Origin of the sequence: Rhizobium acidisoli (assembly GCF_002531755.2) — a bacterium.
In the GTDB taxonomy this organism is placed as follows: domain Bacteria; phylum Pseudomonadota; class Alphaproteobacteria; order Rhizobiales; family Rhizobiaceae; genus Rhizobium; species Rhizobium acidisoli.
Window position 1 is genome coordinate 348,798 of record NZ_CP035001.1, and the last position, 22,263, is coordinate 371,060.

Here is a 22,263-nt window from a genome sequence, read left to right on the forward strand (position 1 = left end):
GCTTCATTGCCTTTTCATTGAAATTGCGAGGGTGGCGCAAGATTTGTGGCCATTGACGGGATTGTTGTTCCTTTTTAGCGGGTTAGCAGCGCAGGAGCATGTATACTAATTTTTCGTTTCGCTCTCTTGAAATCGAAAAATGTCCGAACCAAATCTTTTCGCGCAAAATGCTCGACAACAGGCTTTGCACCCGCCCGGGCTGGTCATCCGGTCCGGCCAACCGGAGGCTAATGGAGCCAGACCATGAGAAAGGAAATCGCCAGTAATTCGATACCGGACGAAGCCAGGGCAGCGATCAGCGCCGACCACCTGCTGCATCCGGCGAAACATTTTGGTCACCCGCGTGACGTGCTTACCGCCAACGATATCGGCGATGACGAAAAGCGCGCCATTCTCGCGTCGTGGGCATCCGACATCTTTGCCGTCGAGTCTATTCCGGCGGTTCGTCTTTATCCCGGTGCGGATGAAGCCGTCCCCTATGACGAGATCATTGAAGCGCTGAAAACTTTTGACGGGCACAATCTGCAATCTGGGGGTCAAGACTCGCCTAAATCCATTGACGTCCGCAGGGCACGCCGCCGCAGAGCGGGAGCGCGCCGATTTGGTGGCCTTGGCCTCTCCGGCTACCGGAAAGGAGATCGATGCTGACAGCCATTTGAGATGTGGACTTCGACGTAACACCCGTGTGCTTGGAGGATACGAACAGGGTTTTTGCCGACGACCCTTAGCTGAGGAGGTTTTGCCGATGAAGATCGCTCAGATCGCACCACTTGCTGAAAGCGTTCCGCCCAAGCTTTATGGGGGAACCGAGCGCATTGTTTCCTATCTCACCGAAGAACTGGTCCGTCAGGGCCATGATGTCACGCTGTTTGCCAGCTGCGATTCTGTTACCGGCGCGCGCCTCGTAGGATGCTCCGATGTCGCGTTGCGTCTTAATCCGGCCATCAAGGACCATCTGCCGCATCAGGTCGTGATGCTGGAGGAGATCCGCCGGCGGGCGCATGAGTTCGATGTGCTGCATTTCCACATCGATCTCCTGCATTTCCCGCTGATCCACGATTTCGCCGACCGCACGGTTACCACGCTGCACGGGCGACTCGACCTGCCGGATCTGAAGCCGTTCTACACGGCGTTTCCGGATGTTCCGCTGGTGTCGATCTCCGATGACCAGCGCAGCCCGATGCCACCGGTCGACTGGCGCGGAACGGTCTATCACGGTTTGCCTGCCGACCTTCTTCCCTTCACGCAGAACCCTAGGGGCAATTACCTTGCCTTCCTTGGGCGGATTTCTCCGGAAAAGCGCCCCGACCGCGCGATCCAGATCGCGGCAAAGATTGGAATGCCGCTGAAGATCGCCGCCAAGATCGATAATGCCGACAAGGCGTATTGGGAAACCCTAATCGAGCCGATGGTGAAGAGCCATCCGAATGTCGAATTCATCGGCGAGATCGACGAACATCAGAAGGCTGACTTCCTTGGTAATGCTGGCGCTCTGCTCTTCCCGATCGATTGGCCGGAGCCCTTCGGGCTGGTGATGATCGAGGCCATGGCCTGCGGCACGCCAGTGATCGCTTTCGGCTGTGGCTCGGTACCCGAGGTCATTGACAATGGCATTTCCGGCATTCTCGTCGACAGTGTCACTGAGGCGGCTGAGAACGTCGAATTGGCGCTGCGGCTCGATCGGCAAAGGGTACGGGCGGCATTCGAAAAGCGCTTCACCGCGAAACGGATGGCGTGCGACTATGTCGACATCTACCGCAACTTGCCGGGCGTTCGTACCAAAGCCGCGCCAATCCGCCGGTCGAATGGTCAGGCGCCCGACCTGCAGGCCGTTGCCTGACGTCAAGGAGGAGACATGTCAAACATTTCTGCGGACGGCAACTCCGCCGCGGCATCGCCGGGCCCGGCGGCGGCGGTCGCTCAGTTTTTCATTCCGGCCGCCGCATCGCTGCAGGAGCGCCGGCCGCGCACCCTGAAGCACGGCGATACTTTCGCCGTCTTCGACCACAATGGCGACGCTCTTTCCGGTCCCGGCAGTCCGGAAGGTCTCTTTCACCGGGATACCCGTTACCTCTCGCATCTCTACCTGACGATCACCGGTCAGCGGCCGATGCTCCTGTCGTCGACACTTCGCGATGACAATGCCACGCTGACCTGCGATCTCACCAATCCTGATCAATTCGATGACAAGGGAAGGCTGGTTCTCGGCCATGACACCATTCATCTGCGAAGGTCGCGCTTTCTCTGGAACGCCTGTTGTTATGAACGGCTGGCCGTGAGGAACTATGACGAGCGTCGGCAACATGTCCGCATCCAGATCGCGTTTGATGCCGATTTCGCTGACCTTTTCGAAGTCCGGGGAACCGCAAGGGCAAGGCGAGGGCGCCATCTTCCTGCCGTCATAGAACAGGATAGCATCCTCCTTTCCTATATTGGCTTGGACGATCGCAAGAGGTCGGTGCGACTTTCCTTCATGCCGGAACCGACCGAGATTCGGAGCGATCTTGTCACCTTCGATCTCCATCTAGAGCCGCACGAGACCAAGTCGCTGTTCATCCAGATCGGCTGCGACCAGACCTCCGCCGACCGACTGAGCCGCCTTTCTTTCTTCCTGGCCTTGCGGGATGCCCGTCGTGCGTTGCGCGCCTCTTCCTCGCGCGCGGCGTTGATTGCAACCTCCAACGAGGTCTTCAACGAAGTCTCGCGCCGCAGCGTCTCCGACCTGTACATGTTGATGACCGACAAGGCAGAAGGTCCCTATCCCTATGCCGGCATCCCCTGGTTCAGCACCGTCTTCGGCCGTGACGCTCTGATCACCGCGCTTCAGACACTTTGGCTCGATCCGGAGATCGCCCGCGGCGTTCTCGGTCATCTGGCAGCCAACCAGGCGACGACTGTCGATCCTGCTTCGGACGCCGAGCCTGGCAAGATCCTCCACGAAACGCGCTACGGCGAGATGGCCGAACTTGGCGAGGTTCCGTTCGGACGTTATTACGGCAGCGTCGATTCAACGCCGCTATTTGTAATGCTGGCTGGCGCCTATCTCCAGCGAACCGGTGATCTTGCGACGATCGACCGGCTCCTGCCATATGTCGAAGCGGCGCTGACGTGGATCGACGAATATGGCGATCGCGACAGCGACGGCTTCGTTGAATATGGACGGCTGACGGAAGAAGGACTGATCAATCAGGCATGGAAAGACAGCCACGATTCGGTTTTCCATGCCGACGGCACATTGGCCCGGGGGCCGATCGCGATCGCCGAAGTCCAGGCTTATGTCTACGGCGCGTGGCAAAGTGCTGCCGAAATCTTCAGGCGGAAGGGCAGGCCGGAACGAGCCGCGAGTTTTCTCGCGCGGGCGGAGGGACTGCGCCGGGCTTTCGACATCAGCTTCTTCGACGAGGAGCTTGGCACATATGTGTTGGCCCTCGACGGAGACAAACGACCCTGCCGCATTCGATCCTCAAATGCCGGCCATTCGCTGTTCACCGGCATTGCTTATCCTGAACGGGTCCAACAGCTTACCCGCACTCTGATGAGCGCATCGTCCTTCTGCGGCTGGGGCATTCGTACCATCCCCTCCACCGAAGCACGTTACAATCCGATGAGCTATCACAATGGCTCGATCTGGCCACATGACAATGCCCTGATCGCCAGTGGCCTTGCGCGCTACGGCTACCGCGTCGAAGCGGCGCGGATCTTCGAGGGGTTGTTCGCCGCCGCGACCTATATCGACCTGCGACGACTCCCCGAACTCCTCTGCGGCATGCCGCGCCAGCGGGCACGAGGGCCCACCTTTTATCCGGTCGCCTGCTCGCCTCAAGCATGGGCGGCAGCAGCACCCTTGTCTCTGCTGCAATCCTGTCTCGGCCTCGACTTCGACCCGAACGGCCCACTCATCAGCTTCAATATGCCGCGACTTCCCTCTTTCCTCGACGAGGTGATCTTGCGACGCCTGCTGATCGGTAGCGGCTCGGCAGACGTCGCCGTTCGCCGGTCGGGAGACCAGGTCGTTGTCGACGTGATCAATCGCCAGGGCAATGTTCAGGTGCTCATCACGGCCTGATGAAGAGAGGGTTCCGGAGGCAGGTCACCCGCCTTTCCAAACCTCTTCCTCTTCATCCGACCGTAGCAGATCGACAACGCGCCAAAGATCCATTCCGTCCACTACGCGAAATTCGCCGCCATATCCGGCGGCAGGATGCTGAAGCTGTGACAGAGGGTGCCGTAGAGCGCGACAATGGCGGCTGAAACCCAAAAAGGCCGGAGACAAAGTCTCACGGCCGTAGTTTTTCAATCGACAGCATAGGGAGGAGAATCGCGTGGAGACCACATTAGCGGAGTATGGTTAACGAAGTCTAAACACTGGTTTCGACGCTCACGGTATATGGATTTGCACAGCCGCCGTCATCCATGCTGGATGCCGGACGCAAGTTTCGACAACAAGAACATGTTGCGGCATCGTCACGTGACTTGGCGTGGTCCGGTGCTTGCCAGGGGAGATTGGGGCGCTAGTTGCGGTGCTCGGCTAGTGGATCGTGCCGCTGATGGCCATCTTTGAAACGAAGGCAGATAAGAGCTTCGCATCGAAATGCCCCGGCGAATTCATCATCATGTTGATGGCCTCGGTTTGCGAGAACGCACGCTTATAAGGCCGGATTGTGGTGAGTGCCTCGTAGACGTCGCAGATGGCCGCCAGCCGCGCGACGTACGGTATGCTTCTGCCGGAAAGTCTGCCGGGGTAACCGCCGCCCTCATACCGTTCGTGATGATAGCGACAGATATCCAGAACCTCTTTTGGCGCTGTGCCCGCTCTTGATAACATCTCGTAGCCAAGCTGCGGATGTCGTCGAACAAGCTCCATCTCCTCGGCAGTCAGTTTGCCGGTCTTGGTAAGGATGTCGTCGGAGAGCGTCATCTTGCCCAGATCATGCACCAGGCCGCCGAGGCCAAGCAGGCGGATATCGTCTTCGCTGTGGCCGAGGCTACGTCCGAACGCAACCATAAGCGCGCTGACCGCCAGCGAATGAAGAAAGGTCACCTCGTCCTTCTCCTTCAGCTTGGCAACAGCAATCAGAGCTCCAGCATTATCGAGTGATGCGGACATGATCCGCTCCACGGCTGTGCTGGCCGGTCCGTCAGCGAAGCAAGCTTGCAAGCGGGCGTCGCTGAGAACTTGCCGGAGGTGTGGATCGATTTCCCTAATAGACTGTCGCGCTCGCCCGATCTCCTGCGGAGTGAACACCACGAGCAGCCTTGCCTCATAGCTCGCAGCGTCCTCCCCTTGAGCCGGGTTTCGATCAAGATCGATGCCTTTGGCGACATTGATGACCACGCTTTTGACGTGGCTTGCTATGATGCGTCTGACGTCGCTATTGGACCTGATCAGAAATGGCTCGCATCTGACTGCATCACCATGGCCGCCGAGCTCGACGTCTTCTACGAACATCCCAACCCGTAGCTGGTTCACCTGAATCCGCTTCTGCATTCTCTATCCCTGGATACCAAATAGCTAAATAAACTCGTGGCGCGGTAAAGAACCCTGCCTTGATCTAACACCGTTGGCCGCAGTTTGATGGGGAGGCCGCTGTGCGCGGTCTCTGAGCAACGTTGTTGCCTCTACGCGGTTGACTGCCTTTGAGAAAAGATATCCCTGCCCGAGCTTGCAGCCGAGCTTTTCCAGCTGTTCGGCCTGGGCTTCAGATTCTATTCCTTCTGCTACCACCCGGACGCCGAGGTTGCTGGCAATGCCGATCAGCCCTTCGACGATGAATAAGCCAGCATCTCCAGGCGTCAACCGATCGACAAAGGACTTATCGATTTTGAGGATATCGACGGGTATGGTCAGCAAGTGGGTAAGGGAGGCAAATCCGGTCCCGAAATCGTCCAGGGCCACTTTAATTCCTTCTGCGCGCAGGGCCTTGATCTCCGCCGCAACAACATGATCGCGCTGCCCGAGGTAGACCGATTCCGTCACCTCCAGTATGACGTGGTCTAGCGGAACTTCAGCCTCGTCAAAAGCTTTGCAGATCTTTTCCCTTAGGGCTCCGGCGCGAAAGTCTGCGGCGGACAGATTGATGCCGACATGCTGCAGAGGGAGACCAGCATCAAGCCAGCTCCGCATGTCGTGCGCCACGCTTGTCATCATCCGCTGGGTCAGTTCGGCGGCCACGCGAGCATCCTTCGCGGCTTCCTGGAAGTGTGCAGCGGCGATGACCTCGCCCGACGGCGTGGTCATCCGGCACAGGGCTTCAAAGCCAACAATCTCTCTGGTGTCGATGCGCACGATGGGCTGATAATGCGGATTGATGCGACCTTGCGAGAGCGCAAGACTGACGTCCCGAACCGCTCTGAAACGCCTCGTTAGCGCCGTGCCGAGGCCGCGGTGAAACTGCAAATACTTCCCCCGATTGTTTTCCTTTGCATGATAAAGAGCCACGTCGGCGTTTCGGCGGATTTGGTCGGGCGTCAAGCCGTCTTCTGGTAACGCTCCGCCGATGGTTGCGGCAGGAACGACGACATGACCGTCACATTCGGCGGGTAATGCCAACGCAGCAAGGATCTCAGTCGCCGTCCGTTCCAGACCGAGGCTCTGCATCGGAAACACGATCAAGGCAAATTCATCGCCGCCGAGCCTGAAGGCTGCTTCTGCCCCCACGGCGGCGCGAAGACGAACTGCGACCGTATTGATCAGTGCGTCGCCGGCCGCGTGACCGAAGGTGTCATTCACGAGTTTCAGATTATCGAGGTCAGCGAGCAAAATTCCCCAAGCGCGCTCGGAGATGTCAAGTTCTTGGTTCAAGACCCGATCGAAGGCAGCCCGGTTTGGTAGGCCGGTTAAAGCGTCCGTGTAAGTCAGGCGCTGGCGCTCTCTGACACGCTCTTCGCGATCGATAGCAATTGAGCAGAGGTGGACGCAGGCGTCGATGACCTTTTGCTCGAGATCGCTAGGGGTTCGCACCTCGCGATAATAGAAGGCGAAGGTCCCGACGACGCGGTCGCCACTTTTGATCGGGCTTGACCAGCAGGCACGAATACCGATTGGCATAGCGAGTGACCGATAATCCTGCCAACGTGGGTCCGTCGCGATATCGGCGACGATCACCGGCTCTCCATAGTACGCAGCCGTGCCGCAGGAACCAGCCAATGGTCCGGCCTTCAGGTTTTCGATCGCGGCCGAATAGGACGCCGGAAGCGACGGGGCCGCGAGCGTATGCAGGCAGCGGCCATCGTATGCCAGAACCGAGGCGGAAATGCCGGGGACCGCGGACTCGACCCTCAAGCAGAGCTCCGCCATTGTCGTCGCCAACGGCTCTCCCTTGGCGATCATCTCAAGAATGGCGTTCTGCAAGGTGAGTATCATCATGCACCGTCTCGAAAAGGAGATAGCTACCTATCAGCCCCGCTTTCAGATCGAGTTATCCGATTGCTTAAAAATTGAGACGTCTTGACGGCTTTAGATCCGCCGTGGGACGGGTAATACCTCCAATATCCAAGCCAGCATCAGACGTCGCCGGCCTTCGTCAAGGTAGTTGAGGCGCTGCGGTATCGCGGTCAGTCCGAAACGTGCCTGGCAGCGGGGTCGTTGCGAAGTCGATCCCAGAGAGCTATGACATTCGCCAGTCAATCCGGAAAGGGAAAATCGCGTGGCAAACGGTACCGTCAAGTTCTTCAACCAGGACAAGGGCTTCGGCTTCATCACGCCGGATAACGGCGGGCAGGACGTCTTCGTCCACATCTCCGCGGTGCAAGGCGGATCGCTGCGCGACGGCCAGGCGGTCAGCTACGAGGTAGGCCAGGATCGCAAGACCGGAAAGTCCAAGGCGGAAAACGTGCGTCCGGCCTGACTGCCGACGCAACAAAAAAGCCGGGGCGAAACCGCACCGACTTTCGTTTGTCTGCCTGCTCTAAAGGCTCCGACTTTATCGGCCACGTATAGGCGAGTTATTCAACGTGGCCGCTCGCCATCCGCCGAGACATGCTCGGCGCCCGCATCCGGGTGATGCTACGCGCTGCCCGCCGGGTCGATGATCTCGCCTGTGACCTCCGTGATGACGACGGTTCGGTAGGACGTCGAGACTGAGTGCAGCGGTTCGCCGCCTGTTCATTCAGGCACTCTGCAAACGGGCCTCTCCAACCTCTAAGAATATCTTCAGAGCTTAGCTTGTTCGACGGAGCTAAAACGCAGTGCTCTGCCGTCTGCCGCGACTATCGCATCCATCTCCTCTGCGAGCGCATCGCGATCATCGACACCGCGCAAGAGACGGCCAGCCAGAGTATCGAAACGTCCGGCAGCGATGTCGGCAATCAAGAGTGCAGCCCGTGACGGTTCGATGTTGACACCATCCTCAAAAAGCTTCTGGATCCCGGGCAAGTAGGTTTTCCCGGCCTCCGACGATAGCTGCAACTCGGTCATCGCAGTGCGAACAAGACCGGGATCGACGGCGAACGCGCGCACGTTGTTGCCAATGGTTGTGTCGTTCAGACATTCGGTGAAACGCATAATGGCGGCCTTGCTGGACGCGTAGCCAGAGCCATGAGGAAAGCTGTTGCCCGTTCCGCCACCAACGAGGTTTACGATTCGGCCGCTGCCCTGCGCCAACATCATAGGGGCGGCCGTGCGGCAAGTGTTGAATGTACCACGCAGATTGATCTCGACATCCCGCCACCAAACCAGGGGATCGCAGTCCCAAATAGGACCAAAGCCCTGAAATGAGCCGTGGTTGTTGATGAGAATGTCGATCGGACCCAATTCGCTCGCAACGCGAGCAAAGGCACTTTCAACGGCGGCAAGGTCAATCAAGTCCGTCGAAACAGCGATCGCTTCACCGCCCGCTTCCTCAATGAGAGAGACTGTTTCCTCAATCTCGGTCGCCGTTCGCGCCAACGCGGCGACCTTCGCCCCTTCCCTAGCCTGCTGCAGAGCGATCTCTCGACCTATTCCTCTGCCGCCGCCAGTTACGACTGCGATCATGTTCGAAAGGCGGGCCATGCTTTCTCCTATGGCGATTTAACAATCGATCTGGATACACAAAAATATGTATGCCTCGGCGGCTGATGGCAATGACGGCGGCTCGACTTCGATCTCGCGGTGACGGCCAATTTCAAGGCATCTACCGGGAGCCGCTGGACGACGCGCTGGCGCACGACCTTCGTCGCTTTCCTTGTTGGGAAAAGCCGAAAACCGTTCCGTTACGTCTCTGCTGGGGCGCTCAATCGCCCGGTCGACCTGGAAGTCCAGTCAGATCCTGCGCCCATGCCAACGCCGAAGAGCACCAGATCTGCGAATGGGGTTTCAGCTCCTGACGCTGATTGACCGTTCCCAGTCTGACACCGACCTGCTCGGCGTCTTCATTCTCTCCCGCCGTATAGATGGGCGATCCGCAATCGGAACAGAAGAACTGCAGCCGCCGACGACCATTGTCGGCGGTCTTAACATAAAGCTTGGGCTCACCTGACGTGATATGGAACTGGCTACGTTGTGTGCTGACGGTCACCCTATAGGCGGTGCCAGTCAATCTCTGGCAGTCGGTACAATGGCAGATCGCGACGTCTTGCGGATCGACCTCGGCTTCATATGTGATCTTTCCGCATTGGCATGCGCCATCGATGTGCATGTCAGCTCTCCATCCAGTGTTGCTGCTTCGGGACAAAGAGGATGGCCCTGACAAGTCGACATCTAGTCTTGCCTCCCCGCGCTACCTTCTTGATTTCTGCGCTTGGGCCGCTCACGGGATGTTGTCTGCAGGGAGATGGAGAAAATATGAAAAACGTGACAAGTGACGTGGGATGTCTAACTGAAAACCCACGAGATTCCATGTCCGAAGTCGACTGGTTGAGTCATCTCCTGCAGATCGTCAGCGTGACCGGCCAACTCGAGGTCCGGTGTTCATATGGTGCACCGTGGCGAGTTGCGTGGCCGCGGGCTGCGGCGAATGAGATCCCATACCACGTGATCGTCAAGGGTCGGGCCATCTTCGAGCACCCGGAGACCAAATCGACGAAAGAACTTTGCGCGGGAGATATCATATTGCTGCCTCACGGCGCGCCGCACATGCTCCATGATGGCAGCGGGGAAACACCTATCGCAACGCGACAGCACCGGGGAACCGCTGGCTGGATGCTGAGCGAGAACGATAGCCATGACGAGCAACTCGATCTTTTGTGCGGCCGCTTCTTCATCGCGCCGCCCCATGATCGGCTGATCCGCACCTACCTGCCCACAGACGTGGTGGCGCGTGCAATCGACCGTCGTGAAGTGGACGGTGAGGGCTCCGCCACCGATCAACTGGCCAGTCTGGTGGGGTTGATGCGCATGGAGGCGGCCGGCGACCTGGTGGGTGGCCGCGCCGTTTTGAACGCCCTGTCTTCAGTTCTGTTTACCCTTGTGCTGAGAGCAGCAAGTGAATCGAAAAAAGCCCCCGAGGGACTGTTGGCGCTCGCCGGTCATCCAAGACTGGCGCCTGCAGTCACCGCAATGCTCGCCGACCCGGCAAAGCCCTGGAAATTGCCCGATCTGGCAGATCTGTGCGGCATGTCCCGCGCTACGTTCATGCGCCGCTTCCAGGACAGGCTCGGTTGCTCCGCGCTCGACCTCTTGACTGATTTGCGCATGAGCCTGGCCGCCAACGATCTCAAGAAGCCGGCGGTCAGTACCGAGGCAATCGCCGAAACGGTCGGCTATCAATCCGTTTCGGCATTCCGCCGCGTGTTCACCGAGAAGATGGGGATGACGCCAGGGGAATGGCGAAGGCTGGCGCAGACCGGCGGGAAAAGTGAGGGTTGGTGCTGGGCTAAAGCTTGATCCTTTTGAGCATTAGATTGAGGCAATTCAGTCTCGATAATATCATTGCTGCTCGTAAAATCGGCTCCGTAATCACTTGATGAGGGAGCCACCCAATGAACTACATCAGCAACACAGCCTCCGAAACTACGCCGACGAATGCGGTTATCGACACCATCCTCAGCCGCAGCGCCGCCAAATATTACGACACCACCGCCACATTGAGCGACGATCATATCCGGGATCTGGTGCGCATCGGCACGTCGGCGCCGACATCATTCCATCTTCAGAACTGGCGATTTATCGCCGTCCGCACGTCGCTCTGGTAGCCATGTACACGCTGACGAACCTGTTCAACAATGTCTTCGATCCCGACAAGGACTTTCCCGCCGTTGCGCCAGCTGGCGCGATCTGAGTTCCGCTCTCTCGCACCCTCATGAAGCCGTTGGATCAATCCCATGAACATCCTCCATATTGATAGCAGCCAGCGTCTGGAATGGCATAGTCGTGCGCTTTCGGCGGCGATCGTCGAGAAGCTTCTTGAGGTTGCACCCACGGCAAGCATCACACGGCGTGACATCGGGGCAGATCCCCTGCCCCAGACCACGCTGTTATATGCCGCCGCGTTGGCATCACCGGCGAGCTTGGCAGCGCCGCCTGCGGGCTCCCACGAAATACTTATCGGGGAGGTCGAAGCGGCGGACATGATTGTAATCGGAACGCCGATGCACAATCTGACCATTCCCTCGGTTCTCAAGGCCTGGATCGACCAGATCCTGCGCGTCGGCCGCACGATGAAATCGACTCCGGCGGAAAAGGTTGGACTGCTCCATGACCGTCCTGTGTTTATCGGAGTCGCTTCGGGCGCCTTCTACACCGGTGAAAGAGCGAACCAACCCGATTTTCTCACACCCTACCTGTCCCTGTCGCTGAGCTCGATCGGGCTGAAGACGCAATAATTCTTTCCGCTGCAAGGCACCGCGTTCCTCGGCTGGGAACATGCGGCAGTGGCGCGGCAGGCGCTTCTCGCCGCCCGGGGCGGAATGGTTGAGTGTCCGGGCCGCCAGCGTGGATGTCTCCGGGACCCGGCACGCCTGAACTGGTCACCCTCTACGACAACGCTAGAACCTATGTCGATGGAAAATGGCTGACGCTTCCCGTCTCGGATGGAAGCGATCTGCAGGATGTCAAAGACCTCTTGCTGATGAAGCGCTCGCCGGTATCGGACCTGTGATTGCCAATTATTGAGGCTCGTCCGTCGGCATCCGGTCAAACAAGCCACAGTCGAGCGGCAACTGCCTGCACAAGGCCGATATTGGCTTGTGGTCCTCAAATCTTTCAATGCAACGGAAATTAAGGAGTGCGTCCCATGAAAGCCATTGTAGCAACCAACCCGGAGGCGGAGCTTGCCGGTCTAAAACTGATGGAACGACCCGAGCCAACGGCCGCCATCAACGACGTCGTTGTCAGGGTTCATGCGGCGGGGTTCGTCAATACCGAACTTGAATGGCCCTCTACCTGGACCGATCGGACCTCGCATGATCGGACGCCGTCAATCCTTGGTCATGAGGTGGCTGGCGTGGTCACGGCTTTGGGTTACGGCACCACAGGACTGTCGATCGGCCAGCGCGTATTCGGCCTGGCTGACTGGTACCGCGACGGCACGCTTGCCGAATATGTCTCTCTGGAGGCACGCAATCTGGCGCCGCTGCCGGGTGATGTCGATTTCACTGTCGGTGCCAGTCTGCCGATCTCGGGCCTCACCGCTTGGCAGGGTCTGTTCCAGCATGGCCGACTTCAGGCGGGACAAACAGTTCTGGCGCACGGTGCAGCCGGCGCCGTCGGCTCGATCGTGACGCAGCTCGCGAAGGAAGCCGGTGCCTATGTCGTCGGTACGGGGCGCACCGCCGACCGTCAAAAGGTTCTCGACTTCGGGGCGAATGAGTTCGTCGATCTTGCAAACGACAGCCTTGAAGACATAGGCAGCGTGGACTTGGTCTTCGACGTCATCGGCGGGGACATCCAGAAGCGGTCGGCTGCCCTGATCAGAACCGGCGGAACGCTTGTGACTGCGGTCGGGCCAACCGATGTTCGGCCTGCAAACGGATCCACCGTTGATTTTGTGGTTGAGGCCGATCGAAACCAACTGTTCGAGATCGTGCAGCGGGTCCGCGATGGCAGACTGCGTACAAATGTCGGCAAGATCACAACTTTGACCGACGCGGTCGCCGCGCTCACCTCAACGGAGCGGCGCGCAGGAAAAACCGTCATCCGCGTTCTGGCCTGATCAATCCGCATCTGGGGCGGCCAACCATTCTGGACGCCCTTTCGCCTTGGCGCTACGCCCGCGTGGGGAGAGGATGGCTGCAACCATCCTCTCCTTTCGGTAAGGCTACCGTGCAACAACTACGGAAGTTGCGCAACATGCAACGTGTCAATATCCACGGTTCCCGGCGGACGTTCGTCCGCGTCACCAACCGGATCCAAGAAATGACCGCAACCGACACCGCCACCCTCCTCGAAGACGCCGCCGATCGGATTGCTGACATCTCCCGACCGGATCTGCAGATCATGCTTCGGCGGGCTGCGCTGAGGCTACGCAACGCCTCGGCCGTCTCGATGGATGATGATGTGGAAGAAGTCCTTCGTGACCTGGCCGGGGAGTTCGGACTGACGCGCAACGACACCATCAGGTTCATCGTCAGGGAATGGATGGCTAAGAACACCTATCTGCCGGTGCATATGCTAGATAAAGACGGGGATGTAGATGGGAACAGGTGAGCCGCGGATCACAACTGCGACTGCGACGCCACTCCCAAGTTGCTAGCGAGCCTGACGGAACGTCACGACAGAAAGGGTTCGGCCGGCCTCACAAAAATTTCTATTGCATAACCCGAAACATCCCGCCCGTCGCCCGCCGCCCTCCTCATATACTCCTTTGCAAGCGTCATGGCTTCTGCGCGAGCATCGTCCAAAGAGGCAAAATCTGCTTTCGCAACATCGTTCACCGCGCCGACCGGCGTTATCAGGTGAAAAATGTAGCGGGCTGCAGTGCTCATTCGTCAGATCTAGGCGGTTTCAACGGCAGGCCAAGGACAGGTCTTGGTAAACTATTCAATTTCAAGATGCAGCGGATACCATCGTCGCCGCCTGGCGAGGCCGATGGAAACCAACTGTTCGAGATCGTGCAGCGGCTCCGCGATGGCAGACTGCGTACAAATCTCGGCAAGATCACAACTTTGACCGACGCTGTCGCCGCGCTCACCTCAACGGAGCGGCGCGCAGGAAAAACCGTCATCCGCGTTCCGGCCTGATCAATCCGCATCTGGGGCGGCCAACCATTCCGAGCGCCCCACTCTCCTATACGAACCACCGACCCCGCCACAGGAACCCGCGCGCCTGCAGCAAAATATTGCGCAGCTGGATTTGCACATCCGACGGCCGACGAATTGGAGTGGAGGTCAGGCGTAGATTTTATCACCAAATGGTGCTATTCATAGCACCATAATCAGGAAGCCGGACGATGCGATCGACTATCAATCTCGACGACACCCTTATGGAAAGGGCTAGGTCTCTGACGGGCACGAAAGAAACCGCCACTCTGGTCCGCCAAGCGTTGGAGACGCTTGTTCGTGTGGAGTCGGGAAAACGCCTAATCGCGCTCGGCGGCACTATGCCGGATGCGAAAGCGGCTCCACGCCGCCGGAGCGTAGCTGCCAAGTGATACTTGCCGACACTTCCATCTGGATCGATCATTTCCGGCATGCCGATTCAGAGCTGCGTAGGATTATTGAGGACGACCGTCTCTTATGCCATCCAGCCGTAATCGGAGAGCTCGCACTTGGCAGCCTTGGGGATCGCAGTAGTGTGATAGCATTCCTGGCGGCCCAGCGCGAAGCGTTCGTCGCGACGCACGACGAAGTTATGATGATGATTGATCGCCACGCCATTTTCAGCATGGGCATTGGCTACACAGATGCCCACTTGATGGCCTCAGTTCTCCTCGACCAACGAGCGGCGCTGTGGACCAGAGACAAGCGTCTGCGGGCAGCGGCCGAAAAGGCGGGGGCTTCACTGCACACCCCTGACAACCCGCGAAACTAAATGCTGTATCGAGCTGGTTGTGAGCCGCCTCAGCGCAGGGTTCCGATCGATCCATCATGCGATCTTCCTAACCAAGATGCGGTCGGTGATCGCTCATGCCGATAAGACCGGGATCGCTGCCGTGGTGAGTTGATCTTTCGGCCAAACAGAGCAAGCCTGGCGCGATATCGCGAGCTGCTCACGCAGGCAAGGTCGTGCACTTCGGGCTGACGTCCCGGCTAGGTGCTACGGTGCAGCAGAGCCGAGCGGCGGATATTCAATAAAAAATTTCGGCGGTGTATGTCCGTATTACCCGCCCTTCGATCGGCGACGTATTGGATCACTTCGACGTGCTCGAGATCGAGGACCGGTTTCTGGATGACGCCTAGCGCACCGGGCACGCCGCCAAGCCTGCACGGCTTCGGACATCGTCTTAAAGTCGGGCTTTTCGAGCTCTTTCTTCATTCAAGCACTCCTTCCAGCCTCCAACACGTAGGACTGTGAAAAAGAGCTTCAACCTGCCACCGAAAGATGGGGTTGGACCGTCCCTCCGCCGCACTAGATACGTCCTCCACCGGAGGAATTTGCATGACGAAGCTCACATATCATGTCGGCGAGCATGACGGCGGTTTTGGATACAGGCTCGGCGACGTTTGGTCCGAGACCTTTCCTACTCATGACACGGCGCTCAGAGCCGCTAAATCTGCAGCGGACCGGCAGCACCTCGAAGGCCGCGACGCCGAGATATCCTATCAAGTTGCCGATGGGAGCTGGCAGACGGAACACGTGGATGGCGGCGACCGACCGGATACCGAGGTCGTGGACGACGACGCCAAGGGTTCGACGAGATGACGACGCTGACTGGATCTTGCAAGTGCGGGGACGTTCGACTTGCCGTCCGAGGCTCGCCGAGCCGGATTGGCATCTGCCACTCCAACGGAAGTGGTTAAGGCGGCTGGACCCCCAGGGAATGAAGAGTCCGGCAAGCACCAAAACGTAAGTCGCTGAATGGAAGACACCGTCCCAAAAGGTGTTAAGTTCGAGGTTTTCGATGGAGGTGATGGGATACCAGGAGCTGACCACGTGGAGCAATTGGTGAAGGACAATGCCATCGAAGAAACCGCCGAGTACTACTCCCAGAAGAAGACCGGCGGACATCGGGAACTTTCTTCTATCGCCGCCTGCTATGCCAGTTATGCCAGGACCTTCGCTACGACCGCGGCCTCTATGAATGCGCTCCGGGCCAGCGCCGGGCTGCCGTGACGGGCGATCGCGTCCAAGCATCCTCTCTTGGCCGCGGCATATTCTGGACAACCGTTCGATGGCCAGCGGTGGAGGAGTTCAGACAGCGCCGCGTCGGGGCCATCGATCCGTTCGCGGAAGCCGTTGCCTATCCGCACAAATACCGGTGTGTCCCAGGTGACGTGGAAGGCGACGTCGATAACGTTTTCCACAATAGACCTCCTGTTGACATTCCCAGGGAAACAAGGGCGCCGCTGCCAGGTTCCTCAGTCTGGAGTTTGGTGCGCTATCGGACGCGTGATCGAGCCATTGGCTTGGAGAATTCTCGGATGGGTTTAGTAAATGCTGATACATCGGAAATAACGATTACCGCTGCCACTCCATACCCTCAACAGCCTGCCGCCAGCTTTTGGCTTCTAGTTATGGTGTTCCCACGAAACGCAAGAGCTGACCCCGAAAGCCTACGCACATGGCCGCATCGTGCAGTGGAAAGCCGTGGCCGGCGTCTCACAGGGAATGTGGATCATCCAAATAACGAAGGGATCCTATTGGCCCGGCGATGTCGCGTTGTTCGTGGACGCCTGAACAAGGCGCTTGTTTGTCACGTCAGGCAGTTGCGATTCAAGGGCGGACGTCGAGAAAATTTACCTCGTTTTTCGGGACATGGACTTCCTCAATTGCCCGCGGCAGAGACTTCTCCGATCGTCCATGCGAACAGATCGGCTTGTCCCATTGTCTCCAATGCGCTTAATGGACAGACTGGCTGATAACCCGATGCGGATAAGCTGCCTTGAATTGCGATATCATCGCAAAGGCCTGCTGCAAGACCCGCTCGGCAACCTCGGGCCTGTCACGAGCAAGTTCATCGGCATTGATGCGGATTGCTTCTGCCATATTGGCCGACATCGTCGCAAAGCGTCCCTCGCCATAAACCACAGCCTCCTGTGAGGCGGTCTCAAGCCAACGGGCAAAATCGACGATGATCTCCTCCCGCTCAGGGATGCTGGCGCTTTTGATGATATTGATGTTTTCTTCCATGCGGTCTCGCTCCATACAGACGTGGAAAAGTCACCGAGCTCATCAAGCCTCGGCCGGCCGATGAGCTGGGGAGTGAGAAAATCAATTTCAAGCCTCAGTGCAGTTTTAATTCACCATCGACGCGCCGCCACTCATTGGGGCCGACCAGGCGATGGTGGCTGTAGCGAACAGAATGCAGCGGCCCATCGAGGGAAGCCTGCCAGAAATCCAGGAACCTGCGCATTTCGGGAAAGTCAGGGGCGAGATCGTATTCCTGCCAGACATAGGTCTGCAGGACGGATTCGAAATCCGGGATGCGATAAAGTATATGCGCGGTGGTCAGTCCGTACCCATTGAGCTGGCGCTCGAGATCAGATGAAAAGTTCATGCTTCATCTCCGTTTCGTGACAATAGGGATGATCGCGCAGGTATGCGCCATGATCAACCTGTCCGAAACGGAAAAATTCACATTATTGTTCCTTTCCAGCGTGTTAGCAGCCGCAAAGGACGAGTGCTAATTTTTCTCAATCGCCCTCTTGAAATCGAAAAAATGCGAAAATAAATTTTTTTCGCGAAACGCTCAAAGAGGTTTCGTTCCTGTCCGGATGCGGGCACTCCCATCCGGACAGGGGAACGTCATCACTGTTTGTCCATGGAGGAAAACATGTCGTTTAGACCGCTTCATGATCGCATTCTCGTCCGCCGCGTCGAATCCGAAGAGAAGACCAAGGGCGGCATCATCATTCCCGATACCGCCAAGGAAAAGCCGCAGGAAGGCGAAGTCGTCGCCGTCGGGCCCGGCGCGCGTAACGAGGCGGGCCAGATCCAGGCGCTCGACGTTAAGGCTGGTGACCGCATCCTGTTCGGCAAGTGGTCTGGCACTGAGATCAAGATCAACGGCGAAGACCTGCTGATCATGAAGGAAAGTGACGTCATGGGTATCATCGAAGCCCAGGTCGAGCAGAAGAAAGCCGCCTGAGCCTACCCTGTCGAAACCATCAGTCAAATAGCTGCCTATTGAGGAGTTAAAGAAATGGCTGCGAAAGAAGTCAAGTTCAACACCGATGCCCGTGAACGCATGCTGAGAGGGGTCGATGTTCTGGCGAATGCCGTGAAAGTCACACTCGGCCCTAAGGGCCGCAACGTCGTCATCGACAAGTCGTTCGGCGCACCGCGCATCACCAAGGACGGCGTCTCCGTCGCCAGGGAAATCGAACTAGAAGACAAGTTCGAGAACATGGGCGCGCAGATGTTGCGTGAAGTGGCATCGAAGACCAACGATCTCGCCGGCGACGGCACCACCACCGCGACTGTTCTGGCCCAAGCTATCGTCAAGGAAGGCGCCAAGGCGGTAGCATCCGGCATGAACCCGATGGACCTGAAACGCGGCATCGACATTGCCGTCGACGCAGTGGTCAAAGAACTGAAGACCAACGCCCGCAAGATCACCAGCAATTCTGAAATCGCCCAGGTCGGTACCATCTCCGCCAACGGCGACGAAGAAATCGGCCGCTATCTTGCCGAAGCCATGGAAAAGGTTGGCAACGAAGGCGTGATCACCGTCGAAGAGGCCAAAACCGCCGAGACAGAACTCGAAGTCGTCGAAGGCATGCAGTTTGATCGAGGCTACCTGTCCCCCTATTTCGTAACCAATCAGGACAAGATGCGGGTCGAGCTTGAGGATCCCTATATCCTCATCCACGAAAAGAAGCTCTCCAATCTCCAGGCAATGCTGCCAGTGCTAGAGGCTGTGGTGAAGTCAGGTAAGCCTCTGCTGATCATCGCCGAGGACGTTGAAGGCGAAGCGCTTGCGACGCTTGTCGTCAACAAGCTTCGTGGCGGCCTGAAGATTGCTGCCGTCAAGGCTCCGGGCTTCGGCGATCGCCGCAAGGCCATGTTGGAGGACATCGCCATCCTGACGGGCGGCACAGTCATCTCGGAGGATGTCGGCATCAAGCTGGAGAACGTCACGCTCGAGATGCTCGGCCGCGCCAAGAAGGTGGCGATAGAGAAGGAAAACACCACCATCATCGATGGCGTTGGCTCCAAGGGCGACATCGATGGTCGTGTTGCGCAGATCCGCGCCCAGATCGAGGAGACCACCTCCGACTACGATCGCGAGAAGCTGCAGGAACGCCTTGCGAAGCTCGCCGGCGGCGTTGCCGTTATCCGTGTTGGCGGATCGACGGAAGTCGAAGTGAAGGAGAAAAAGGACCGCGTCGATGACGCCCTTCATGCGACCCGTGCCGCCGTCGAAGAAGGTATCCTGCCCGGCGGTGGCGTAGCGCTGCTGCGCGCGGTTCGAGCACTTGATGGCCTCCCTACAGCCAACGACGATCAGCGTGTCGGGATCGATATCGTCCGCCGGGCGATCGAAGCTCCTGTCCGTCAGATCGCCGAAAATGCTGGAGCCGAAGGTTCGATCATCGTCGGCAAGCTGCGCGAAAAGACCGACCTGTCGTTTGGCTGGAACGCCCAGACGGGCGAGTACGGCGACCTCTATGCCCAGGGCGTCATCGACCCGGCAAAGGTGGTGCGCACCGCGCTTCAGGATGCAGCCTCTGTGGCCGGCCTGCTGGTCACGACCGAAGCCATGATTGCCGAGAAGCCGAAGAAGGAAGCTGCTCCGGCGCTGCCTGCTGGCGCTGGTATGGACTTCTAGCATCAAGAAGGCCCCGCCCGTGTATGCGGGCGGGGCCCCAAGGACGATCCGTAGCGGATCGACCCTAGGCGGCAAACCTGAAACTTCGCCTGTTTCACCGCTTTCACCGAAGCCCGTGCAGTCTTAATTTTACCGAGGCAGGCGAACGGCTTCTGTTGCCCTCAGGATCACGGGAAAATCTTCAGGAGTAATCGCCAACATCTCCCGTTTTTCCGCAGATCTCATGGCATTGGATCGCATGGCCATGCGGTCCCTTCGAACCGGCCGGATTGCTCCACGGCTGATGAGAAATTCGTCCCCGAGCGACGACGCCACAATAGCATGGTGGAGCTTGCCGAGATATGGGCTGCGGCCCATCCCGCCAGGGGACGGCCGCGGAAGCTCTCCGAGCAGCGCCTGAAGGTGAAGTCTGAGAAGCGTCTGCGACTTCGCAGCGAAAGCGCTCCCAAACCCTCCGGCTCGCCCTCGTGAAGTTTCTTTTCGATGAATGCCTTCACATCGTTACGAACGTGAAACCTCTTCGATGATTCACGGCATTAGCTTCCAATCGGTTTCGCCGCCAAGGCCCAGCCAATCCACATGAAAACAATCGTGGCCGAGCGCTTACGCCATGGTGATTATCGTCCCGCAGATGCTTCCTGCGCTGCACAGCCGAACAACTCAACACTCCCCGATTGATTTTCATCGTCCGAGGGCCGTCCCCTGCCGCCGGCAGAACACCCCGTCCTTGATTCATCGGTGGCTCATCACCATATTCATCACATGTTGATCTTGCATCATGATATCGTCGTAAGGCGGGTGTTCCTCATCGCAGGAACTTGAGCCCCGGCTGGCCGCGTCGCGCCCGCCGAGGGCGTTGGCAGCCGGTCGATAAGGCTGGGAAGCCTCACTGACATTCTCTCAACAATTCCATCGTTCGCTGTCGCAGAACCTAGTTCGCGGCGCACAGGAGTTATCAAATGACACGCGACAAGACCTCGAGGAGGCCTGCGATCATTATCGGCCGCTCGGAGCACGGAAGGCTGATCAAGCTCGCCGAGGCGCATGCGTCCAAAAACCCTGAAGTATCCGACGAGCTCCTTCAAGAACTGGAACGGGCGCGCCTTGTCGACGACAACCTGCTCCCACCCGACGTCGTCCATATGGGCTCAACGTTCGCTTTACGAGCGACCTGGGCGAAGAAAAGCAGGTGACCCTCGTGTTTCCCGGAGAGGCGGACATCGCCGAAGGGAAGATCTCCATACTCACGCCGATCGGCGCCGCGCTAATCGGTCTGAAAGCCGGCCAGTCAATCGACTGGACCGCTCGTGACGGCCGGCTGCACCGGCTGACTGTCGAAACGGTGGCAGCGCCCGCGGAACTTGGGCAGGTGCTATGATTACCATCAACCGTCCCCGCCTTCTTCCTGGAGGGTGCATCACCGCAGGACCCTGACCCCTGTGCCGTGCGCGGCCAGGGGAACTCCATCCATGTCGATTTTGAACGCCCCTAACCGGGCGATGGAGAACTGCGATGAACGACCAATTCCTGCTGACCACTAAGGACTTCACCCTGCTCGAGGCGATGCTCGACGACCCGCTCGTCCGGGACACCACCCTCATCCCCCTCCTCAGGCGGAAGATGGCTTCCGCCATCGTCATGTTCAGGGAGGATCTGCCGGAGGACGTCGCCAGCCTGAACAGTCGTGTGACTTTCAGCATCGGCGGTCGGCGCGATACGCGGGTTCTCACCACCGGCCGCATGACGACGCCGGTCGGAATGCTTCTTCCGGTGGACACGTTGCGCGGTCTTGCACTCCTTGGCCTGAGAGAAGGTCAGATGATCGTCATCGAAAATGCCGACGGGTTTGAAGAAACCATCCTGCTGGACGCGGTGAACTACCAGCCGGAACGCATGATGCGCAGATCGGACGGCTTTCCAGTGAGGATCAGACTGGCCGACAAGCCGGTGCTGAGGTTGACGCAAGGGGTCGAACCTGTGTGCAGCGCAAGACCGCCGGAGGAACCGGACGACCCCGGACCGTCGGCCGCCTAACGTACTCCGTTGGTCTGGTAGTGGTCTGACCGATAAGCTTCGCTCAGATGTCAAAGGCCGAGAAGCTGCGAGCATGCTTTTTCCATTGTGTCCTTCGCTGGCTCACCGTGACTATATGAGCGAAGCGACGCTCCGGGCGCTCCGGTCAATGCTGATGCTCCTCGCAGAAGCGCGCGCGCCGACGCCCTCCCGATCTCGGCGACGCCTGGCTGGGCTAGTCGCGCAATGTGATCGCAACCCGCATGGGCCGAAACCGCTTCAGGGTTCGGTGGAGCAGTGCCTGGTCAAGAGAAGCAGCGACAAGGTGCGGGGCGATAGAGCACGCTCCCTTAGGGGATGCGCTCAAGAGACAAAGCGAAGTCGGTTCTCGGGCTCCTTTTTCAGACTGCATTGTCCGGCAAATCGGTATAAGCCATCGCCTGGCTGGCCCTTCCTTGTGAGA

The 22,263-nt window shown here is 58.5% G+C and carries 25 protein-coding genes and 6 pseudogenes; 22 read left to right on the forward strand and 9 right to left on the reverse strand.

What is annotated here, in order from left to right:
- Positions 1-243 precede the first annotated feature (243 nt).
- The 3 genes from CO657_RS30640 (at position 244) to CO657_RS30650 (ending at position 4,066) form a co-directional block, all read left to right on the forward strand.
- Positions 244-648: a hypothetical protein gene (locus CO657_RS30640; RefSeq protein ID WP_054184638.1), complete on the forward strand. Its 405-nt coding sequence runs from the start codon at positions 244-246 to the stop codon at positions 646-648.
- Between the two features lie 97 nt (positions 649-745).
- Positions 746-1,840: a glycosyltransferase family 4 protein gene (locus CO657_RS30645; protein WP_054184637.1), complete on the forward strand. Its 1,095-nt coding sequence runs from the start codon at positions 746-748 to the stop codon at positions 1,838-1,840.
- A gap of 15 nt (positions 1,841-1,855) precedes the next feature.
- Positions 1,856-4,066 (forward strand): amylo-alpha-1,6-glucosidase, encoded by a 2,211-nt coding sequence (locus CO657_RS30650; protein ID WP_054184636.1) that lies wholly within the window; start codon positions 1,856-1,858, stop codon positions 4,064-4,066.
- Between the two features lie 462 nt (positions 4,067-4,528).
- Here CO657_RS30650 and CO657_RS30655 read toward each other — a convergent pair whose 3' ends face one another.
- On the reverse strand, positions 4,529-5,488 hold the full coding sequence (locus CO657_RS30655; RefSeq protein WP_054184635.1) for an HD-GYP domain-containing protein: 960 nt from the start codon (positions 5,486-5,488) through the stop codon (positions 4,529-4,531).
- A 24-nt stretch (positions 5,489-5,512) separates the two neighbouring features.
- Complete coding sequence (locus CO657_RS30660; protein WP_054184725.1) at positions 5,513-7,363, reverse strand: sensor domain-containing phosphodiesterase; 1,851 nt, start codon at positions 7,361-7,363, stop codon at positions 5,513-5,515.
- A 283-nt stretch (positions 7,364-7,646) separates the two neighbouring features.
- Here CO657_RS30660 and CO657_RS30670 point away from each other — a divergent pair, with 283 nt between their 5' ends.
- Positions 7,647-7,847, forward strand: coding sequence for a cold-shock protein (locus CO657_RS30670; protein ID WP_003595315.1), 201 nt, complete (start codon positions 7,647-7,649; stop codon positions 7,845-7,847).
- 305 nt (positions 7,848-8,152) lie between these two features.
- Here the strand turns inward: CO657_RS30670 and CO657_RS30675 are convergent, their stop codons facing one another.
- Together CO657_RS30675 and CO657_RS30680 are read right to left on the reverse strand one after the other, a co-directional pair.
- Positions 8,153-8,992, reverse strand: a complete 840-nt coding sequence (locus CO657_RS30675; protein WP_054184634.1) for an SDR family NAD(P)-dependent oxidoreductase — start codon at positions 8,990-8,992, stop codon at positions 8,153-8,155.
- A gap of 220 nt (positions 8,993-9,212) precedes the next feature.
- Positions 9,213-9,617, reverse strand: coding sequence for a GFA family protein (locus CO657_RS30680; RefSeq protein WP_054184633.1), 405 nt, complete (start codon positions 9,615-9,617; stop codon positions 9,213-9,215).
- Positions 9,618-9,817: 200 nt separating this feature from the next.
- Here CO657_RS30680 and CO657_RS30685 point away from each other — a divergent pair, with 200 nt between their 5' ends.
- The 7 genes and pseudogenes from CO657_RS30685 to CO657_RS30715 all read left to right on the forward strand — a co-directional run bounded on the left by CO657_RS30685 (position 9,818) and on the right by CO657_RS30715 (position 13,564).
- Positions 9,818-10,804, forward strand: a complete 987-nt coding sequence (locus CO657_RS30685) for an AraC family transcriptional regulator (RefSeq protein ID WP_054184632.1) — start codon at positions 9,818-9,820, stop codon at positions 10,802-10,804.
- Positions 10,805-10,899: 95 nt separating this feature from the next.
- Positions 10,900-11,100: pseudogene (locus CO657_RS30690) on the forward strand (nitroreductase family protein); the annotation flags it as partial.
- A pseudogene (locus CO657_RS37730) lies at positions 11,100-11,198 on the forward strand (carboxymuconolactone decarboxylase family protein); the annotation flags it as partial. The pseudogenes CO657_RS30690 and CO657_RS37730, both read left to right, overlap by 1 nt.
- Positions 11,199-11,241: 43 nt before the next feature.
- Positions 11,242-11,817 (forward strand): annotated as a pseudogene (locus CO657_RS30700) (FMN-dependent NADH-azoreductase); the annotation flags it as partial.
- Positions 11,818-11,834: 17 nt separating this feature from the next.
- The gene (locus CO657_RS30705; RefSeq protein ID WP_245292997.1) at positions 11,835-12,017 is read left to right on the forward strand and encodes a DUF3788 family protein; all 183 of its coding nucleotides are present in this window, start codon (positions 11,835-11,837) and stop codon (positions 12,015-12,017) included.
- A 135-nt stretch (positions 12,018-12,152) separates the two neighbouring features.
- Positions 12,153-13,070 carry an NADP-dependent oxidoreductase gene (locus tag CO657_RS30710; protein ID WP_054184631.1) on the forward strand — a complete coding sequence of 306 codons (918 nt, stop codon included), beginning with the start codon at positions 12,153-12,155 and terminating at the stop codon, positions 13,068-13,070.
- A gap of 203 nt (positions 13,071-13,273) precedes the next feature.
- Positions 13,274-13,564: a hypothetical protein gene (locus CO657_RS30715; RefSeq protein WP_054184724.1), complete on the forward strand. Its 291-nt coding sequence runs from the start codon at positions 13,274-13,276 to the stop codon at positions 13,562-13,564.
- Positions 13,565-13,626: 62 nt separating this feature from the next.
- Here the strand turns inward: CO657_RS30715 and CO657_RS30720 are convergent, their stop codons facing one another.
- Positions 13,627-13,842 (reverse strand): DUF6894 family protein, encoded by a 216-nt coding sequence (locus CO657_RS30720; protein WP_054184630.1) that lies wholly within the window; start codon positions 13,840-13,842, stop codon positions 13,627-13,629.
- 96 nt (positions 13,843-13,938) lie between these two features.
- Between CO657_RS30720 and CO657_RS37735 the strand changes: the two are divergent.
- The 4 genes and pseudogenes from CO657_RS37735 to CO657_RS30740 all read left to right on the forward strand — a co-directional run.
- A pseudogene (locus tag CO657_RS37735) lies at positions 13,939-14,097 on the forward strand (NADP-dependent oxidoreductase); the annotation flags it as partial.
- 209 nt (positions 14,098-14,306) lie between these two features.
- Complete coding sequence (locus CO657_RS30730; RefSeq protein WP_054184628.1) at positions 14,307-14,507, forward strand: type II toxin-antitoxin system VapB family antitoxin; 201 nt, start codon at positions 14,307-14,309, stop codon at positions 14,505-14,507.
- Entirely contained in the window at positions 14,504-14,887 is a 384-nt protein-coding gene (locus CO657_RS30735; RefSeq protein ID WP_054184627.1) for a type II toxin-antitoxin system VapC family toxin, read from the forward strand. The genes CO657_RS30730 and CO657_RS30735 overlap by 4 nt, the downstream gene beginning before the upstream one ends.
- 567 nt (positions 14,888-15,454) lie before the next feature.
- Positions 15,455-15,718: a hypothetical protein gene (locus CO657_RS30740; protein ID WP_054184626.1), complete on the forward strand. Its 264-nt coding sequence runs from the start codon at positions 15,455-15,457 to the stop codon at positions 15,716-15,718.
- Between the two features lie 45 nt (positions 15,719-15,763).
- On the opposite strand, the pseudogene CO657_RS30745 reads toward CO657_RS30740, so the two are convergent.
- Positions 15,764-15,958, reverse strand: a pseudogene (locus tag CO657_RS30745) (DUF2243 domain-containing protein); the annotation flags it as partial.
- Between CO657_RS30745 and CO657_RS38330 the strand changes: the two are divergent.
- Positions 15,875-16,129, forward strand: a complete 255-nt coding sequence (locus tag CO657_RS38330; RefSeq protein ID WP_054184625.1) for a hypothetical protein — start codon at positions 15,875-15,877, stop codon at positions 16,127-16,129. The pseudogene CO657_RS30745 and the gene CO657_RS38330 overlap by 84 nt on opposite strands.
- Here CO657_RS38330 and CO657_RS30750 read toward each other — a convergent pair.
- The 3 genes from CO657_RS30750 to CO657_RS30760 all read right to left on the reverse strand — a co-directional run bounded on the left by CO657_RS30750 (position 16,060) and on the right by CO657_RS30760 (position 17,513).
- Positions 16,060-16,320: a DUF982 domain-containing protein gene (locus CO657_RS30750; RefSeq protein ID WP_082366318.1), complete on the reverse strand. Its 261-nt coding sequence runs from the start codon at positions 16,318-16,320 to the stop codon at positions 16,060-16,062. The two genes, CO657_RS38330 and CO657_RS30750, sit on opposite strands and share 70 nt — an antisense overlap.
- A 535-nt stretch (positions 16,321-16,855) precedes the next feature.
- Positions 16,856-17,146, reverse strand: coding sequence for a hypothetical protein (locus CO657_RS30755; RefSeq protein WP_054184624.1), 291 nt, complete (start codon positions 17,144-17,146; stop codon positions 16,856-16,858).
- Positions 17,147-17,240: 94 nt separating this feature from the next.
- Complete coding sequence (locus CO657_RS30760; protein WP_054184623.1) at positions 17,241-17,513, reverse strand: usg protein; 273 nt, start codon at positions 17,511-17,513, stop codon at positions 17,241-17,243.
- Between the two features lie 276 nt (positions 17,514-17,789).
- Between CO657_RS30760 and groES the strand changes: the two genes are divergently transcribed.
- The 6 genes and pseudogenes from groES (at position 17,790) to CO657_RS30780 (ending at position 21,821) form a co-directional block, all read left to right on the forward strand.
- On the forward strand, positions 17,790-18,104 hold the full coding sequence (gene groES, locus CO657_RS30765) for a co-chaperone GroES (protein ID WP_054184622.1): 315 nt from the start codon (positions 17,790-17,792) through the stop codon (positions 18,102-18,104).
- Between the two features lie 54 nt (positions 18,105-18,158).
- Positions 18,159-19,787 (forward strand): chaperonin GroEL, encoded by a 1,629-nt coding sequence (groL, locus tag CO657_RS30770; protein ID WP_054184621.1) that lies wholly within the window; start codon positions 18,159-18,161, stop codon positions 19,785-19,787.
- A 321-nt stretch (positions 19,788-20,108) separates the two neighbouring features.
- Positions 20,109-20,258 (forward strand): annotated as a pseudogene (locus tag CO657_RS38335) (DUF433 domain-containing protein); the annotation flags it as partial.
- 488 nt (positions 20,259-20,746) lie between these two features.
- Positions 20,747-20,980, forward strand: coding sequence for a GreA/GreB family elongation factor (locus tag CO657_RS38135; RefSeq protein WP_342585723.1), 234 nt, complete (start codon positions 20,747-20,749; stop codon positions 20,978-20,980).
- Positions 20,977-21,165: a GreA/GreB family elongation factor gene (locus CO657_RS38140; RefSeq protein ID WP_342585722.1), complete on the forward strand. Its 189-nt coding sequence runs from the start codon at positions 20,977-20,979 to the stop codon at positions 21,163-21,165. Before CO657_RS38135 ends, CO657_RS38140 begins: the two co-directional genes overlap by 4 nt.
- A gap of 134 nt (positions 21,166-21,299) precedes the next feature.
- Complete coding sequence (locus CO657_RS30780) at positions 21,300-21,821, forward strand: GreA/GreB family elongation factor (RefSeq protein WP_054184619.1); 522 nt, start codon at positions 21,300-21,302, stop codon at positions 21,819-21,821.
- Positions 21,822-22,263 lie beyond the last annotated feature (442 nt).